At 68.9% G+C, this 16612-nt stretch carries 14 protein-coding genes; 5 read left to right on the forward strand and 9 right to left on the reverse strand.

The annotated features are described in order from the left end of the window. Positions 1–141: 141 nt before the first annotated feature. Positions 142–711 carry a polyprenyl synthetase family protein gene (locus tag ACIOD2_RS46980; protein ID WP_400552230.1) on the reverse strand — a complete coding sequence of 190 codons (570 nt, stop codon included), beginning with the start codon at positions 709–711 and terminating at the stop codon, positions 142–144. Continuing rightward, positions 615–1049 (reverse strand): polyprenyl synthetase family protein, encoded by a 435-nt coding sequence (locus ACIOD2_RS46985; RefSeq protein WP_400552455.1) that lies wholly within the window; start codon positions 1047–1049, stop codon positions 615–617. The genes ACIOD2_RS46980 and ACIOD2_RS46985 overlap by 97 nt, the downstream gene beginning before the upstream one ends. Here ACIOD2_RS46985 and ACIOD2_RS46990 point away from each other — a divergent pair. After that, complete coding sequence (locus ACIOD2_RS46990; RefSeq protein ID WP_400552461.1) at positions 936–1202, forward strand: hypothetical protein; 267 nt, start codon at positions 936–938, stop codon at positions 1200–1202. The two genes, ACIOD2_RS46985 and ACIOD2_RS46990, sit on opposite strands and share 114 nt — an antisense overlap. Before the next feature lie 491 nt (positions 1203–1693). Then, on the forward strand, positions 1694–2851 hold the full coding sequence (locus ACIOD2_RS46995) for a hypothetical protein (protein ID WP_400552232.1): 1158 nt from the start codon (positions 1694–1696) through the stop codon (positions 2849–2851). Positions 2852–2887: 36 nt separating this feature from the next. On the opposite strand, the gene ACIOD2_RS47000 is transcribed toward ACIOD2_RS46995, so the two are convergent. Both ACIOD2_RS47000 and ACIOD2_RS47005 read right to left on the reverse strand, forming a co-directional pair. After that, on the reverse strand, positions 2888–3931 hold the full coding sequence (locus ACIOD2_RS47000) for a hypothetical protein (protein WP_400552234.1): 1044 nt from the start codon (positions 3929–3931) through the stop codon (positions 2888–2890). 30 nt (positions 3932–3961) lie between these two features. Next, positions 3962–4969: a polyprenyl synthetase family protein gene (locus ACIOD2_RS47005; RefSeq protein WP_400552236.1), complete on the reverse strand. Its 1008-nt coding sequence runs from the start codon at positions 4967–4969 to the stop codon at positions 3962–3964. A gap of 381 nt (positions 4970–5350) precedes the next feature. Here ACIOD2_RS47005 and ACIOD2_RS47010 point away from each other — a divergent pair, with 381 nt between their 5' ends. Both ACIOD2_RS47010 and ACIOD2_RS47015 read left to right on the forward strand, forming a co-directional pair. Beyond that, positions 5351–6349, forward strand: coding sequence for a helix-turn-helix transcriptional regulator (locus ACIOD2_RS47010; protein WP_400552237.1), 999 nt, complete (start codon positions 5351–5353; stop codon positions 6347–6349). Positions 6350–6672: 323 nt separating this feature from the next. Next, on the forward strand, positions 6673–7893 hold the full coding sequence (locus ACIOD2_RS47015) for a PucR family transcriptional regulator (protein WP_400552239.1): 1221 nt from the start codon (positions 6673–6675) through the stop codon (positions 7891–7893). A gap of 314 nt (positions 7894–8207) precedes the next feature. On the opposite strand, the gene uppS is transcribed toward ACIOD2_RS47015, so the two are convergent. The 5 genes from uppS to ispH are packed head-to-tail and all read right to left on the reverse strand — an operon-like array spanning position 8208 to position 15082. Continuing rightward, on the reverse strand, positions 8208–9842 hold the full coding sequence (uppS, locus tag ACIOD2_RS47020; RefSeq protein ID WP_400552241.1) for a polyprenyl diphosphate synthase: 1635 nt from the start codon (positions 9840–9842) through the stop codon (positions 8208–8210). Continuing rightward, positions 9832–10911, reverse strand: a complete 1080-nt coding sequence (locus ACIOD2_RS47025) for a polyprenyl synthetase family protein (protein ID WP_400552243.1) — start codon at positions 10909–10911, stop codon at positions 9832–9834. Before ACIOD2_RS47025 ends, uppS begins: the two co-directional genes overlap by 11 nt. A gap of 26 nt (positions 10912–10937) precedes the next feature. After that, on the reverse strand, positions 10938–12047 hold the full coding sequence (gene ispG, locus ACIOD2_RS47030) for a flavodoxin-dependent (E)-4-hydroxy-3-methylbut-2-enyl-diphosphate synthase (RefSeq protein WP_400552245.1): 1110 nt from the start codon (positions 12045–12047) through the stop codon (positions 10938–10940). A 36-nt stretch (positions 12048–12083) separates the two neighbouring features. Next, positions 12084–13835 (reverse strand): 1-deoxy-D-xylulose-5-phosphate synthase, encoded by a 1752-nt coding sequence (locus ACIOD2_RS47035; protein WP_400552247.1) that lies wholly within the window; start codon positions 13833–13835, stop codon positions 12084–12086. Further along, the gene (gene ispH / locus ACIOD2_RS47040; protein ID WP_400552249.1) at positions 13832–15082 is read right to left on the reverse strand and encodes a 4-hydroxy-3-methylbut-2-enyl diphosphate reductase; all 1251 of its coding nucleotides are present in this window, start codon (positions 15080–15082) and stop codon (positions 13832–13834) included. Before ispH ends, ACIOD2_RS47035 begins: the two co-directional genes overlap by 4 nt. A 480-nt stretch (positions 15083–15562) precedes the next feature. On the opposite strand from ispH, the gene ACIOD2_RS47045 reads away from it, so the two are divergent. After that, entirely contained in the window at positions 15563–16552 is a 990-nt protein-coding gene (locus ACIOD2_RS47045) for a helix-turn-helix transcriptional regulator (protein ID WP_400552251.1), read from the forward strand. Positions 16553–16612: the final 60 nt, after the last annotated feature.

A 16612-nucleotide genomic window follows, 5' to 3' on the forward strand; every position in this document is an offset into this window, starting at 1 on the left:
GGTCGTTGCCCCAGCAGCTTGCTCCCGCCCGGACGAAAATGGGAATGCGTTCACCCCAAGGTGTGGAACCAGGGATTCCGGCGATTTCACTGATACAGCAGCGGTTCGTCCCCCAGCCGGGGCACGCACCGGCACGCACCGTCATGCCGCGGTGCCGACACAGAGGTCGACGAGGTCACGCAGCGGTTGCTTGACCGCCTCGCCGACCGGCAGCTCCGCCAGTACCCCCAGCGCGCGATCGGCCCGGTCGGCCAAGAGGTCCCGCACAGCGTCCAGTGCGCCGCAGCGGGCGATGATCTGCCTGGACTCCCCGATGTCGTGCTCGCTCAGGTCAAGCACGCGAGCAGCTCGGCCAGCCGACTGGACGCCGCAGCCGTCACCCTGTCCATTGTGGAACATACTGAGGGTGGTCAGCTTGCCCTCGCGCAGGTCGTCACCCACCGGTTTGCCGGTGGTCTCGGCACTGCCGTCGACGCCGATGATGTCGTCGTGGATCTGGAACGCCTCACCGAGCCAGCCGCCGAACTCACCGAACCCAAGCAGGAGCTTGTTTTCCGCGCCGCCCGCGATGGCACCCAGCCGCAGCGGGTGGCCGATCGTGTAGTTGCCGGACTTCAACCGGGCCAGTCGCAGCGCGGACTCCATCGACGCGAGCCCGGTCCGGTTTGCCAGCACGTCGAGGTAGTGCCCGCCGACGAGTTCCAGCCGCATTTCGTCGTACGCCCGCCGGAAGAGCGGCAGCCGGTCGGCCAGAGGGCGGACGAGCCGATCACCATGACCGCCCACACGAGAAGTGCGTCGCCGAGCAGGAAGCTGGACGAGAACCCGAAGTGGTCGGCTTCGCTGCGCCAGCCGCTGGTCTCGTGCAGCGCCGAGAACTGCCGGTGTGCCGTCGGCGTGCCCCGGCGCGTGTCCGAACGGTCCACGACGTCATCGTGGAACAAAGCGAACCGACGCAGGATCTCGACCGAAACGGCGAGGTCGACGATGGCGGCGCAGTCCGGCTGACCGGCCGCGCGCCAGCCCCAGTGGAACAGCTGTGCCCGCACCCGTTTGCCGGCCGAACTCATGTTCGCCGCCACCTCGACGAGATCCGCGGTTTCGCGCGCGGTCTGGCCGCTGACATCGCCGAACTTGGCAAAGGAGTCGCCCAGCGCGGCTCCGATCCGGCGGGGCAGACGTGGCCCGGCGGGCTCGCCTGATCTCGGCGAAGGGGGGCGTGGCGGCGTCCCCGGAGGAAGTCATGGGCATGATGGTCCCTTCGCCGGATATCCTTTCAGCCAGGCTGGCCGACCCTGGTGCCCAACAGACCGGAGCGCGGGTTCCGTCGGCCCGCGACCGATTCCCGTGGCCGGCTCAGCGGAGGGACATCCGCACGGATCGGACTCCACGACTAGCCGACGGCCCCCTCACCGTCACCCGATCATTGCGCTATCCGGATATCGAGTGCGCTCATCGACGGGAAACGCGCGATTTTCACCCGTCGGGAAGAAAACCAAACCGGCCCTCTCGTCGCAACGGGTCCAGTAACTGATCGAAGGAGTTTTCCCTCGCAGATTCGGTTGCTATCGTCGGGTACACGTACCAGCAGATTCGCAGAATCGGAAGCACGCGTCCTTGAGGAATACCGGCCCCTCTTCAGGTATTTGCCTGTACGGCGCGTTCACCGAACGCCCGACTGAAAGGTTCTACGATGTCCGCCAACGCCACCCGATCCCCGCGCACCACGTCAGGGCAGGCGTCCCTGCCGTACCCCGAAGAGCTCGACAAGGACCTCCGCGGCCTGGGGCTCAGCGAGGCAGAGCGAGTGGAAACCATCACCACGGCCTGGGAGTACACCCGCTGCGTCATCCCGGAATTCACCAACTGGCCCAAGTACATGGCGGTGGTGCGCCTGACCACCGTGGCGACCATCGCGGAGTACCGCGCCGAATTGATCGACGTAGCGTCCATGGCCGATCCGGGGTGCGTACTGCTGGGGTACGACATCCACGAAATGCTGGACCTGCTCTTCGGCGGAACCGAAGTCCACGAGGACATGACCCGAGAATTTCTGACGGCCATCCTGTTCTCCACCCTGAAAGCCGGAGAACAGAACTCGGACTTGGTGACCAGCTGGATCGAGGCGCTGGCCACGTCGCCGCAGGCCTACCTCCGGCTACGGGACACCGACGGGGGCGTGCGGATCTTCGTGGCATTCGCCAAGTCGTGCAACGACGTGGACGACTGGCTCTCCGAGGAGCAGAACCGGGGGATTTCCGAACTCGCCCTCTACACCTATGACAACGTCGCCATGTTCAAGCACCGGGCCGAGGGCGAGGTCAGTAACTTCTACGCATACTGCGGATCCGACCTGTCCATCAGGAAGGACGCGTACAACGCGGCACTGTCGATGCAGTGGGAGCTCGACAAAACATGGTGCAGGACGGTCGGTGGCAGGTGTGCGATGAACCTCGCCAGGCAGTTCCCGCTGCTGCACATGATGATGCACCGGTACCGGTTCATCGAAGATGGGCTCGTCATCGGGAAACCCGAAAGCGACGAAGTGATCGAGCAGACCCGGCACGGTGTGAAACTGTGGTACCGGAACGAGGCGAATCCCGAATCGGAAAAACGGCGCGATGACGCGATCGCCAGGATGAGCCCGATCCTGACCCCCGGTCTCGCCGAACTGCTGACGCTCCCCGACGAACAGAAGTGCCCGAAGTGCGTCCGCCGCGAGGTCTATGGCGTGACCGCTCCGGGGCAGTTCGGTGGCGTGGCCCTGTGCCCGGACTGTACGGCCACCTACCGGGACTACGTGCACACCTCCGAAGAACGCTGGTCGCGCGCGTTCCAGCTTGACCGCTGACACCCCGGTGTGGTCGGCCACCCGGCCCTGGGTGGGTCACTTCTCCCAGGGCCGGGTGGCCGAAGTGCCTAGCCCGCTCGGGCCCACCGGCAGCCGGGGGCTCTTGCGCTGCCAGGACGCCGGTTCGTAGCGGGCCGTCTCCCGATGCCACTCGTAGTCGCCAGCCAGCCAGTCCCGCAGCCCTTGGATGTGCCGGGCGACCACCGCGGCGATGGCCGGCCGGACCCGCCGGTCCGTGAGCACTACCAGCACTTCGACACTCGCGAGCCGTTCGAACAACTCGAGCCGCGCGTCGAGCAGCCGGTGGGTGCGCAGCACAGCGTCGCCGAGGCCGGTCGCCAGGAACGCCTGCGTGACGACAACGCCGTTGGAGACCTCTTGCTCGTACTCGGTCTCCCGGCGGTAGGAGACCAGGTCGTTGTGCAGGCCGACGACGTCGGCGAACGCCTCTTCGAGCCGCTGCATCCAGGTGGTCCCGCGGATCTCGGCTGGGATGTCGATGCCGAGAACCAGCTCGTTGAGCCGCGCGGCCCACAATGCCCCGCCCACTCGGCGGCGCATCGCGAGGTAGTCCAGCGGTTCGGGAACCCGGCCGGTGGCCAGGTTCGCGATCTCCCAGAGGGCGTCGTCAACGATGTTCGGCATCCGCTCAGCAAGCCGCTCGACCCAGGCGGGCTCGGCCTTCGTGCGCCGCACCAGGTCGGCCAGGCCTCGCTCGGCGGGGTTCTCCGGCTTCCACGTTCCCTCGCGCATCTCGCCGAGCCGCATGAGGAACTGCCGGGCGCCCGGGATGTCGCGCGTGCGCTTGAAGCGTTCCATGACGAGGTCGCCGAGGTACCAGCTCCAGGTGTGCCAGCAGGCGATGAGGTTCAGCCGGGCGCCGAGCGCGTCGGGGTGCACCCGCGCGGCGAACAGCCCGAAGTCGAAGTCGGTGAGGTCCTGCTCGTCCCAGATCTCGGCCCACGGGTCGCCCGAGCCGACGATGCCGACCCGCCGCGCCCAGCCCGTGCTGTAGGCACGCGCGGTGTCGACGTCGGGACTGCACCGGGCGGGGTAGGGCGGTGGGAGATCCAGATGCATGCACGTTCTCCTTGGTTTCGCCGGCTGTCGTCAATCCGGAGGAGCGGCGCCGGCGGCGGCGAACCGCGCCAGCAGTGCAAGCTCTTCCACCGCCCGGCCGGCGGCAGCGGTGTCCAGCTCGGTCAGCGCCGCGCTCAGGTGACGAGCAGCCAGCTCCTGGGTCCACTTGCGGCCGCCGCCCCGTTCGACGAGGCCGGCGGCACGTTCGTGGTCGGCGGCGGAGAGCGAGCCGCGGGCCAGCAGCGCGAGCAGATCCGCTCCGGCGGGCTGGGGCGAGTCGAGCACCGCGACCACCGGGGCGGACCTCTTGTGTGCGACGAGGTCCGCGTGACGAGGCCGGCCGGTGTCGTCCGGTTCGCCCCAGATGCCGAGTACGTCGTCGGCGAGCTGGCGGGCGAGACCGACGTGCGCGCCGAAGAGTTCGAGACGGGCGACGCACCCCTGGTCGCCGCCGCCCGCAGCGGCGCCGAGACCGCACGCGCACGCCACGAGCGCGCCGGTCTTCAGGCTCATCATGTCCAGGCATTCGGCACGGGTGACGTCGAAGCGGTCCTCGAAGGACAGGTCCCGGGCGTGCCCGTCGATCCCGGCGAGGACCGCGTCGATCAACGGGTGGCGCGCGTCCGGCATTTCGGACAGCACGCCGAGCGCCAGCGCCAGCAGTGCGTCGCCGGCGAGGATCGCAGGCCCGGAGCCGAAGAGCGTCCACGCAGCCGCGCGGTGCCGCCGGGTAGCGCGGTGGTCCGTCACGTCGTTGTGGAGCAGGGAGAAGTTGTGGGCAAGTTCGACGGCAACCGCGGCGGGCACCGCCTCCGCCGGGTCACCTCCCGCCGCTTCGGCGGCGAGCAGGGTCAGCGCCGGGCGGAAGATCTCGCCGGTGAACCCGTTCTCCGGTGTGCCGTCGGCGCCCTGCCAGCTGAAGTGGTAGAGGACGGCGGGCCAGATGGCTTCGGGCAGGGTCTTGAGCGCCGCGTGCAGCGCGGGAGCGATCAGCGCCCGAGCCCAGGAGAAGACCTCCGGCACGGACCTCGTGACCATCGGTGGAGTTTGGCTACTCATCGGACGGGTGATGCTCCCGATCTCGTAGGCGTGCAAGGCGGCTTACTGCTGCAGACGGACGGGGAAACGTCCAGTGGGATCCGCCACAACAGCAATAGCAGACGGCCGCCCCGCCGTCACTCGTCCGTTGCGCGATCTGGATATCCGGTGCGCCGATCGGACAGACGACGCGCACCGGTTCACCTGTCGGGCGATCAATTACGGCGATCACCAATGGGTGACATGAACACTCCCTCGTCCGGAGTATTGTTGAGTCCTCAATTTGCGTGCGATCCTCACCGGACAGAAAAGCGCGAGGCGCGACGTGGCGCCGGACGCGGTAAATCCGCGGTAAATCCGCATGCCACCGATGAGGTCCCGGTGTCCGCCACACTCTCCCCGCCGATCCACAGAAGACGGTTCGCCACCACTGACTTCGATCAGTTCCGCAGCTGGTTCGAGAACAACCTCATCACGTTCCGGCCACGCGACGCGAGCCGTGCGGTAAAGGATTTCTCGTGCTCGGCGCAGATGCTCACCGCCGGGGAATTCTCCCTGGTGCACGCGCGGTGCTCCCCCCTGCCACGGATCAACGTCGAACCACCGGACCAACTCCTCGTGATGACCGCCCAAAGCCCCCAAACCCGCTTCGAACTCGGCACCAGCAGACGATCCATCACACCCGGATTCCACCAGCCGGCGCTGCTCCCGCCTCGCACATCCAACTACGCCCGCTCCGGCCCGCTCGACATCGGCACCGTCGTGCTGAACTGGCAGATCGTGCTCGGCATGGCCGCCGAAACCACCGGCCTCCCCAAAACCGGGCTCGCTTTCGACTGGGCGCGCCCCGTTCCGCCCGGCCTCAGCCGCCATTGGCTCGCCACCGTCGACTACGTGCGCGACACCGTCCTCGGCAACGCCACCGCCGTCGGCAATCCCATCATTCTCGCCGAAGCCGCTCGCCTGCTCGCCACTACCGTCCTGGCCACGTTCACCCACAGCGGCCTCGGCGACGACACCCGCACCGAACCCGGCACCGGGCGCGACCCCTCCACCCCAGCCGCCATCCGCCGCGCGATCTGCTTCATCGAGACCCACGCCCAGTCCCCCATCACGATGACCGACATCGCCGACGCCGCCCGCATCGGACCCCGTGCCCTCCACTACGCCTTCCGCCGGCACCAGGACACCACTCCCATGGCCTACCTCCGCCAGGTCCGCCTCGACCACGCCCACCACGACCTCCGGAAAGCCGATCCGGCCAGAGGGGACACGGTGGCCGGAATCGCCGCGCGCTGGGGCTTCCCGCACGCCGCCCGCTTCGCAGCCGCCTACCGGGAAACCTACGGTGTCACCCCAGCTACTTCACTCCGCAACTGACCACGACCCGATCCGCAGCTCCCGCCGAACACCGGATCCTGACCCATTTATCGAATCAGCGCTATCGGCGATCCTTGTGGACTGTCACAAATCCCGAGATCCCTTTCTAGGGGTAATCCAACGGGCTATCCTGTTGACCAATACCGATTGCTCGTAGCTACAATCCGCGATGGGGAGTCAGTGCGAACCCATCGACGTCGCCCACTCGATCGCTCGCCCTCGCCGTCGGATCACGGCAGGCAACCGAGCCGTCTCGCGTTCGCGACCGAAGGGACATCCGCTTGACTGGGCGCCAACCGGCGAGGCCGATCACGATCGGCGGCGTGCCCGTGCACCTGACGCTCGAACGGAATGCCATCGACGTCGTTGAGCGCATGGTGGCGCGGCATCGGCGCGATCTGCCCGAATACCGGCGGCTGCCCGCCGAGGCGATCCGCGACGACGTGACCTCCGTCAGCCTCGACGCGGTCCACTTCTACGCACGCTGGTTGCGCGAGAACGCCGAACCCGCCGAAGCGGAGTTGGACCGGCTGGGCAGGTCGGCGGCCCTGCGCGCGGCCGAGGGGCTGTCCCTCGATGCTGTGCTGGCCGCCTACCTCACGGGCTTCCAAGGAATCTTCAACCGGCTGACCGCGCCGGCGGGTTCAGCGGACCTGCAGGACGTCCGCGCACTCGCCACTCGTCTTTTCGACTTCGCCCGCGCGGCGACCGGCGCCGTGGCCAAGGGCTACATCGAGGAGGTCCGTGCCGGCAGCGACGTGGAAGACGACGTCCGCCGCACCCTGCTGCGGGCTCTGCTCCAGAACGCGCCGACCACCGGGGCGATCCCATCCGACGGGTTCGCGGTGGCCCTCGAGTACATCGTGCTGTCCCTGGCGGTGGCGCGGCACCCCGACGAGGAGGAACAGGGGGTCAGCAGCACGGTGGTGACCCGGCGCATGGTGCGGCGCGTGCAAGCTGTGCTGGAGTCGGCCACTGACGACCAGGCGCTGACCTCCCTCGACGGCGGCGGCGGGATCGTGCTGGTCCCGGTCGGCGCCGAAACCGACTGGAGCGCCTGGTCCGGCGTCGTCCGGACGCTCGGTGAGGCCGCGGGCTCGGCGGTGACCGCCGCCGCAGCTCTGGCGAGCCCGGCCGATGTGCCCGCGGCGGCCCGCCAGACCGGCGAGCTCCTCGACGTCGTCCGCTGGTTCGAACTTCCGCCCGGGCTGTACCGGATCGAGGACCTCCTCGTCGAATACCAGCTGACGCGCCCCAGCCAGGCCAGGGCGAAACTGGCCGCCGTCCTCGACCCCGTGGCGGACAACCCCGAACTGTTCGCGACGCTCACCCACTACCTGGCACACGAACACAATCGGCGGCGCACCGCACGGCTGCTGCACGTCCACCCCAACACGGTGGACTACCGGCTGCGGCGGATCGGCGAGCTCACCGGCATCGACCTCGGCAAGCCGACCGGGATGCAGCGGATCACCGCCGCGCTGGCGGCCCGCCGCGCGGAGACTCAGCAGAGCTTCGGCTCGGCGGGGGCGACCCAGCGCTGACCGGCAGTAGAACGCCGGTGTTGCGGGTGGTGGCCGGCGGCATCCTCCCCGGTACCACCGGCCACACCGTAGGCTGGATCGCCACACACGCCCCCCGGCGGTGACACGATCTCCGGCCCGGCCGAGAACACCCGGTCGTGTCCTCTCGACCAGGATCGTCCATGACGGCGCGCTTCTCCACCGTGGCCATTCCAGAGAACGCGCCGATTCTTTGAGCCGGAACACAACGGCCCGGCCGCCACAGGCCAGTGCGCTGGGATCCGACACAACCTCCGGCCGGGTATTCGAGAACGCCCGGCACCAGCCGCCGGCGACTACGCCCCGCCGCGCCGGTGGCGGCCGGCGAAGTCGGCCAGCGCCAGCTCCCAGTGCGTGCGTTCGAAGTCCGGCCACAGCACCTCGGTGAAGTGCAGCTCCGCTTCGGCGGCCTGCCAGGGCATGAACCCCGACAGCCGCCGTTCACCCGAGGTGCGGACCACCAGATCCACCCCCGGCTGACCGGCCGTGGACAAGGCCGCCTCGAACCGCTCGCGGGTCCAGCCGCTCTCTCCGGCACAGGCTTGCGCAGCCTGGAGGATGTCCCAGGTACCGCTGTACGAGCACGCCAGGTTGACGGTCATGCCCACCACGTCCGCGGTGGCCACCCGCACGCTCTCCAGCGCGTTGGTGAACGACTGCGGCAGCAGACGCAAATCGCCGATGGGGACCAGCCGATACCGGCCCGAGGAGGCCAGCGCCGCCACCGCCTGCCGCGTGTGCTCCAGCGCGGCTTCCACCTGCTCAACCGGGCGCTTCGCCACGTTGTCCGGCGAGGACAGCCACAGCGTCACCACTTCCACACCCGCGTCGGCGCACCACTCCAGCACCGGCGCGAAGCGCTCGGTTCCCCGGTGCACCCCCTCCGCCGGCGAGACGCCGCCGGCGCGCGCCCAGCGCCGGTTCCCGTCCGGGACGAACGCCACGTGCCGGGGCGGCCGCCCCGCGACCGGGCCTTCGTAGCCGCTGTCGCGCGCCGCGACGGCTCCGCTGCCGGAGTACCGGTCCGAGCCCAGGCGCTGCCACTCGTAGCAGCCACGGGCGATGTCCCGCAGGGCCTGCACGTGGCCGGTCAGGGCGGCCTCGTCGGACGCGCTCAGCTCGGCGGCCAGACCGGGCAGCCGCTCTTCCAGGTAGCGAAACCTCTGTCCGGCGTCGCGGACCAGGCAGCGGACATCGTTAACCGCCTGCTCGAGGGTGCAGCCGGTGGCGGCCTCCAGCACCGTGACCATGTTGTGCACCTCCCCGCGGTTCCGTTCGCGCTCCAGCGAGAACAGGTCGTTGGGGAGCGTGAACATCCGGAAGGACTCCTCCTCCAGCTCCCGGAGCAGCGCGGAGCCGCGGACAGACGCGGGCAGCTCGTAGTGCACCACCCGTTCGTTGAGGTCCAGGAACACCGGCAGGCCGACGTTGGCCCGCCGCCACTCCAGATAGGCCGCCGGGCTCAGCAGGCGCCGCTCACCCAGGTACGTCCGCCACAAGCGAGCCAGGTCCCGGCGGATGCGGTCCCGCCAGCCGGCCGACATGCCCTCGTTTAAGCGTGGCCACAGCGCACACCAGGCGGTGCCGACCACCGTCCGTGCCGCCGCCCGCTCGGGGCTGTCGTGGTCCAGCAGCTCCAGCAGCTCCTCGACGACGTCATGGGTCTTGCTCGCCGAATCGGTGTCGGCCTGGTCGTCGACCAGCAGGAGGAACCCGATCATCGTGGCCGCCAGGTCCAGATCGCGCCCCCGGGCCTCCGGGTAGCTCAAGGCCGCGCTCAGGCCCACCCGCATGGACGCGAAGTACTTGACCTGTTCGGCGCCGCGCAGCAAGCCCTGCTCCGCCAGCCACCCCACGACGGCGTCGTTGGCCTCTTCCATTCCCGGGGCGCAGCGGACGTCGAAGGGGATGTCGACGGTTTCATGCGGCATCGGTGATCTCCCACGTGGACACGCCCGGGATCGCCAGATCCGTCAGGCCCCGCAATGCTTTTTTCGCGTCGGGCTGGAACGGCGCCGTGTCCAGGACGTCCAGTGCCTGCTGCCGACGGTCGCAGACCATCCGGCGGACCAGCGCCGGCGCCCCGGAGCCGGCGATCAGGTCACGAGCCTCCTTGATGCCGTCCTCGTCCAGTGAGCCGTCCCCGACCAGCTCCCGCAGGCGACCGGCGTCGCGCTCGCCGGCGTGCTGCAGAGCCAGCGCCAGTACGACCGTGTGCTTGCCATCGCGCAGGTCGTCGCCGCCGGCCACCTCCCCGTCGACGTCCTCGAGGTCGTCGTACATCTGGAACGCCTCGCCCAGTGGACGGGCGTAGGCGCTGCACGTCTCCAGCACGGCGCGATCACCACCGGCCAGCGCCGCACCGATCTGCAACGGCCGCTCGACCGTGTACTTCGTCGTCTTGTAGTGGATCAACCGGAATGCGTCCTCCACGCTCCCGGGGTCCCCGCCGCACGACCTGAGGTCGAGCAACTGCCCGACGTTGACCTCGCTGCGCATGCGGTCGAGCGCCTCGCGGACGGTGTCCGGCTGCGGGCCGGCGAGCCGGCCCAGCAGCTCCGCGGACCACGCCTCGCACAGATCACCGAGCAGGACCGCCGAGCCCTGCCCGAACCAGTCCTCTCGTGGCACGGGACTGTGCGCGGCGAAGTCACGGTGCACCGTGGGCCGGTCGTGCCGGGTGTCGGAGACGTCGACCAGGTCGTCGTGGATGAGCACGGCGGTGTGGAGCAGCTCGAGACCGGCCGCCACGCGCAGCACGGCCGGTTCCAGCGGCCCGTCCGAAACGGCCAGCCAGCCCATACAACAGAACAGGGGACGCACCCGTTTGCCGCCGCCGTCGAGGAAGTCGCGCAGCACCTTGAGCGGGACCTCCAGTACACCGCCGTCCTCAGAGCGTTCCTTTTCGTCCAAAAAGGACCTGAGACGGTGCTCGACGTCCCCGCGCACAGCGCGCAGGTCGATGCGAGGATGAGTGGTGCCGGTCTGGTGAACGGTCACTGGCTCGACGCTCCTTCTTCAGTGGTTTACATGGTTTCGGCGATGCGCAGCGCCTCTCCGATTAGGGTCTCCACGATCTGGTGCTCCGGCACCGTCTTGACGACCTTGCCCTTGACGAAGATCTGGCCCTTGCCGTTGCCCGACGCCACACCGAGATCGGCCTCACGAGCCTCCCCGGGGCCGTTGACGACGCAGCCCATGACGGCCACGCGCAGCGGCACCTCCATGCCCTCCAGGCTGGCGGTGACCTCCTCGGCGAGCTTGTAGACGTCGACCTGCGCGCGCCCGCACGACGGGCACGACACGATCTCCAGCTTGCGCGGCCGCAGGTTCAGCGATTGCAGGATCTGCGTGCCGACCTTGATCTCCTCGACCGGCGGCGCGGACAGCGAAACCCGGATGGTGTCGCCGATCCCCTGCCTCAGCAGCGCGCCGAAGCCCACCGCCGACTTGATCGTGCCCTGGAACGGCGGGCCAGCCTCGGTAACGCCCAGGTGCAACGGGTAGTCGCACGACTCGGCCAGCAGCTCGTAGGCACGCACCATGATCACCGGGTCGTTGTGCTTGACCGAGATCTTGATGTCGTGGAAGTCGTGCTCGGCGAACAGCGACGCCTCCCACAACGCCGACTCCACCAGCGCTTCCGGAGTCGCCTTGCCGTGCTTCTGCAACAGGCGGGGGTCCAGCGAACCGGCGTTGACGCCGATCCGGATCGGCGTTCCGTGGTCCTTCGCGGCCTGTGCGATCTCCTTGACCTTGTCGTCGAACTTCCGGATGTTCCCGGGGTTCACGCGCACCGCGGCACAACCGGCCTCGATCGCGGCGAAGACGTACTTGGGCTGGAAGTGGATGTCGGCGATGACCGGGATGGACGACTTCTTCGCGATCGCCGGCAGCGCGTCCGCGTCGTCCTGCGACGGGCAGGCGACACGCACGATGTCGCAGCCCGCCGTGGTCAGCTCGGCGATCTGCTGCAGCGTCTCGTCGACGTTCGAGGTCAACGTCGTCGTCATGGACTGCACGGACACGGGATGCTCACTGCCGACACCGACCGCCCCCACCTTCAGCTGCCGGGTCGGCCGGCGAGCGGACAAGGTAGGCACGGGGGCCTCGGGCATACCCAGGGACACAGGCACAGCTGTTCTCCTCACGGGATGGTGGTCATCGGTTCCTCACTCCAGGCAACGGCCGATCCGCTCGGCCACCACCCGCTCCGCCAGCCCGCCACGCGTCAGCACCTCGTCACGGCTGCCCTGGGCGAGGAAAGCCCGGGGAAGGGCGAAAGAGCGCACCGGAACGTCGACACCGGCCGACGCGCAGGCCCGGGTCACGGCGTCGCCCACGCCGCCGGCCTCGACGCCGTCTTCCACGACGGACACGAGACCGAACCGGGTGGCGAAGCCGACGAGGGCCGGCGCCACCGGCAGCACCCAGCGCGGGTCGACCACCGTGGCACCGACACCGCGGGCGCGGAGGATCTCCGCCACCCGCAGGCACAGCGGAGCGGTCGGCCCGACGGCGACGATCAGCACGTCCTTGCCGTCGGAGTGCAGCACGTCGATGTCTTCGAAGCTGGCGCACGCGGGCACCGGCTCCCCCACCGACGCCTTCGGGAACCTGATCGCCGTGGGACCGGGGTGCGTCACGGCCTCGCGCAGCAGCTGACGCAGCCGGTCCGCGTCACGGGGACAGGCAACCTGCATCCCCGGCACCATCGCCAGCAGCGACAGGTCCCACATGCCGTGGTGACTCGGCCCGTCCGGGCCCGTCACCCCGGCGCGGTCCAGCACGAACGTCACCGGCAGGCTGTGCAGGGCGACGTCCATCAGGACCTGGTCGAACGCCCGGTTGAGGAAGGTCGCGTAGAGGGCGACCACGGGGTGCAGGCCGCCCATGGCCAGGCCGGCGGCCGAGGTCACGGCGTGCTGTTCGGCCATGCCGACGTCGATCACCCGCTCCGGGAACTCCCTGGCGAACTGCCCGAACCCGACCGGGAACTTCATCGCCGCCGTCACGCCGACCACGTCCTGGCGCCGGCGGGCGATGGCGGCGATCTCCTCGCCGAACACCGTCGTCCACCCGGGCCTGCCGCAGGTGCGGCTCTTGCCGGTCTCCGGATCCAGCACGCCGACACCGTGCATGCGGTCGCCTTTGTGCTGCTCGGCAGGCAGATAGCCCTTGCCCTTCACCGTCACGCAGTGCACCAGCACCGGATGCGACCGGCCGCGGGCGAGGGACAGTACGTCGTGCAGGGCCTCGAAGTCGTGGCCGTCTACGGGACCGAGGTACTCGAAACCCAGCTGCTCAAACAGGTTCTGCCCGGCGACCGCATCCGACCGCAGCCCGGCGAGGTGCTCGGCGACCGCGCCGAGGGTCGGCTCGTACGACCGCTCGTTGTCGTTCAGGACGACGACGAGCGGCCGGCCGGACACGCCGATGTTGTTCATCGCCTCCCAGCACATGCCGCCGGTCAGCGCGCCGTCACCGAGGACCGCCACGATCCGCCGGTCCCGGTTGCCGGTCAGCTCGAACGACCGGCTCATGCCGTCGGCGTAAGACAGCACCGTCGAGGCATGGGAGTTCTCAATGAAGTCGTGGGCGCTCTCCCTCCGTGACAGGTAGCCGGACAGGCCGCCGGACTGCCGCAGGCCGCCGAAGGCGTCCCAGCGGCCGGTGAGCATCTTGTGCACGTACGCCTGGTGCCCGATGTCGAACAGGATCGGGTCCTGCGGCGACCGGAACACCCGGTGCAGCGCGATCGTCAGCTCCACCACACCCAGGTTCGGGCCGAGGTGCCCGCCGACCCCGCACACGGCCGGGACCAGCGCCGCGCGGATGTCTGCGGCCAAGGCAGTCAGCCGGTCCCGGCTGTATTCCCTCAGGTCGGCGTGGGAGTGCCCGGTCGCTTCGCGGAGGTCGGTCACGAGGAGCTCCTCAGTGTTGCCGGGAGACCGAATTGGATCGTCTCCCGTGCCGCCTCCCGTTCCAGCACGGCGACCTGGCCGAGACCGCCGAGCGCGGCGATCACCTCGTACACCAGTTCCGGCGGTGCCGACGCGCCGGCGGTCAGCCCCACCGTCTTCACCCCGGTCAGCCACTCCGGCCGGATGTGCGAGACGTCTTCGATGAGGTGGGCCTCGGCATCCTGGCGCCGGCACAGCTCCACCAGCCGCACCGAGTTGGACGAGTTGGCCGACCCGACCACCAGCACCAGCTCGGACTCGGCGATGATCTGCCGCACCGCGTCCTGGCGGTTGGTGGTCGCGTAACAGATGTCGTCCGACCCGGGTTCCCTCAACGCGGGGAACTTGTCCCGCAGCGCGTCGATCACCTCGGCGGTCTCGTCGACGGCCAGCGTGGTCTGGGTCAGGTAGGACACCCGGCTGACTTCCTCCAGCTCCAGCGCCAGCACGTCGTCGACGTCGGCCACCAGCACCATGGATCCGGGCGCCTCGCCCATCGTGCCCTCGACCTCCTCGTGCTCGGCGTGCCCGACCATCACCACGGTGTCGCCACGGCCGGCGAACCGGCGGGCCTCGGCGTGCACCTTGGTCACCAGCGGGCAGGTGCCGTCGATGACCTCCATCCCGCGGCGTTCCGCCTCGTCGCGGACCGCAGGCGAGACGCCGTGCGCGGAGAACACCACGGTCGCGCCGTCCGGAACCTCGTCCAGCTCGTCGACGAACCGGGCTCCCCGCCGTTCCAGGTCCTTGACGACGTGGGTGTTGTGCACGATCTGCTTGCGCACGTAGACCTGGGTGCTCCGCCGCTCGATCGTGCGCAGCACGATCTCGATGGCCCGCTCGACACCGGCGCAGAAGGAGCGTGGACTGGCCAGCAGCACCGTGCGTGGACCGGCGAGGCTCAGCCAGGTCTGCACGACGCTGTCGGCGACGGCCCGGTCCGCGCCGGCCGCGGCGACGGCCAGCCCCAGTTCGAAGTCGCCTGAGGACACCGTGGCGAAGCTGGCCTCGACCTGGCTGTCACCGGCCAGCTTCAGGGTCGCCGTCGCCGTCGGCACACCGCGTCGCCGCAGTTCTCCGGCCAGCAACGGCGCCGCCGGGCAGGCCAGCTCACGCCCGTCGAGCAGCAGCTCCGACGCGACCAGCAGGCCATCCTCGGGTCGAGTCCCGACAACGGTGACCGGGGCGGTGGCGGTGCGGGCAGCCATGGCGTTCTCTCTTCGCTCAGGGTTTGCGGCGGGCTGTGGGACGAGTGCGGCGGGTGATGCTCCGCTGGCGCAGGTCCGTTGTGCCGGGCAGCTTGCAGCTCCGGGTTCCCGCTATCGTTGTGGACCGATCCGAGGGAACGAAGGGTTTCCGATGGGTAACCGCCGCACCGGCGACGGCGTCGAACGAGGAGCGCCTGCAGCGGATCCGTCCTTACAGCATTAGCAGACGGCCATCTCGCCGTCACTCATCCGCTGCGCAATTCGGATATCCGGTGCGCCGACCGGACAGTAAACTGCGGCAATTCACCTTTTAGTGGGAAGTTTTCACAATTGCCACTAACGAGTGATATGCACGATCCCCCATCCAGAGGCTTGTCGATGACACGCTTTCATGCAATCGTTCAGTGACAGAAACTTCGAACACCGTGGTCCTCGACGCGGCCACCTCCGCGGCGGCTCCGCTAGTCACGATGAGGTCCCGTGTCCACTCCGCCGCAGATTAGCGAAACACGTTTCACCTCCACGGACTTCGATTGTTTTCGCGACTGGTTCGAAAACAATCTCATCACGTTCCATCGACACGGAGTAGGACGTGAGCAGAAGACCTTCACCGGTTCGGCGCAGTTGCTCACCACCAATGGACTCGGCCTGTTAAAGGTACAAAGTACCCCGGTACCACAAATCATCGTCGAACCACTGGACGGGCTGCTCATCATGACCGCCCGAAGCCCGCTGACCCGCATCGAAGTCAGTGCCGGCAAGCGGACCGTCACTTCCGGCCTCCACCAGCCAGCCCTGCTGCCACCCACCGAACGGGCTTTCGCACGCACTGGTCCACTGAACGTCAGCAGTGTCGCGTTGAACTGGAAGACCGTGCTGCGGACGGCTGCGGAGAGCGTCGGACTGCCGAAAACCGGGCTGACTTTCGACTGGGAACGCTCCCCCGCACCAGACCTCGGCCGGCACTGGCTCGCCACGGTCGACTACGTCCGCCACGCCGTTTTCAGCAACGCCGTCGCCACGGAGAACCCGATCATCCTCGCCGAAGCAACCCACCTGCTTGCCGCCACACTCCTCGCCACCTTCACCCACAGCGGCCTCGGCGACGACACCCGCACCGAACCCGGCACCGGGCACGACCCCGCCCCCGCCGCCGTCCGGCGGGCCGTCGCGTTCATCGAAACCCACTCCCAGTCCCCCATCACGATCACCGACATCGCCGAGGCCGCCCGCATCGGCCCTCGCGCCCTCCACTACGCCTTCCGCCGCCACCAGGACATCACGCCCATGGCCTACCTCCGCCAGGTGCGACTCGACCACGCCCACCACGAGCTCCAGAAAGCGGACCCCGCCCGAGGCGACACCGTCGCCGCCATCGCCGCCCGCTGGGGCTTCGCCCACGCCGCCCGCTTCGCTGCCACCTACCGCGAAACCTACGGCGTCACCCCCGCCAGCACACTCCGCCAATGACCACGTCCGCATGACCTTGTAAAGGAACACAAACATCGCTCGCGATTTCCATGAATAAAC

Origin of the sequence: Amycolatopsis sp. NPDC088138 (assembly GCF_044741685.1) — a bacterium.
Taxonomy (GTDB): Bacteria; Actinomycetota; Actinomycetes; order Mycobacteriales; family Pseudonocardiaceae; genus Amycolatopsis.

Coding starts and splice junctions, on each gene's coding strand:
- ACIOD2_RS46980 (WP_400552230.1), bottom strand. CDS start 711: ATGCGGCTGGAACTCGTCGGCGGGCACTACCTCGACGTGCTGGCAAAC.
- ACIOD2_RS46995 (WP_400552232.1), top strand. CDS start 1,694: ATGTCCGCCAACGCCACCCGATCCCCGCGCACCACGTCAGGGCAGGCG.
- ACIOD2_RS47000 (WP_400552234.1), bottom strand. CDS start 3,931: ATGCATCTGGATCTCCCACCGCCCTACCCCGCCCGGTGCAGTCCCGAC.
- ACIOD2_RS47005 (WP_400552236.1), bottom strand. CDS start 4,969: ATGGTCACGAGGTCCGTGCCGGAGGTCTTCTCCTGGGCTCGGGCGCTG.
- uppS (WP_400552241.1), bottom strand. CDS start 9,842: ATGCCGCATGAAACCGTCGACATCCCCTTCGACGTCCGCTGCGCCCCG.
- ispH (WP_400552249.1), bottom strand. CDS start 15,082: ATGGCTGCCCGCACCGCCACCGCCCCGGTCACCGTTGTCGGGACTCGA.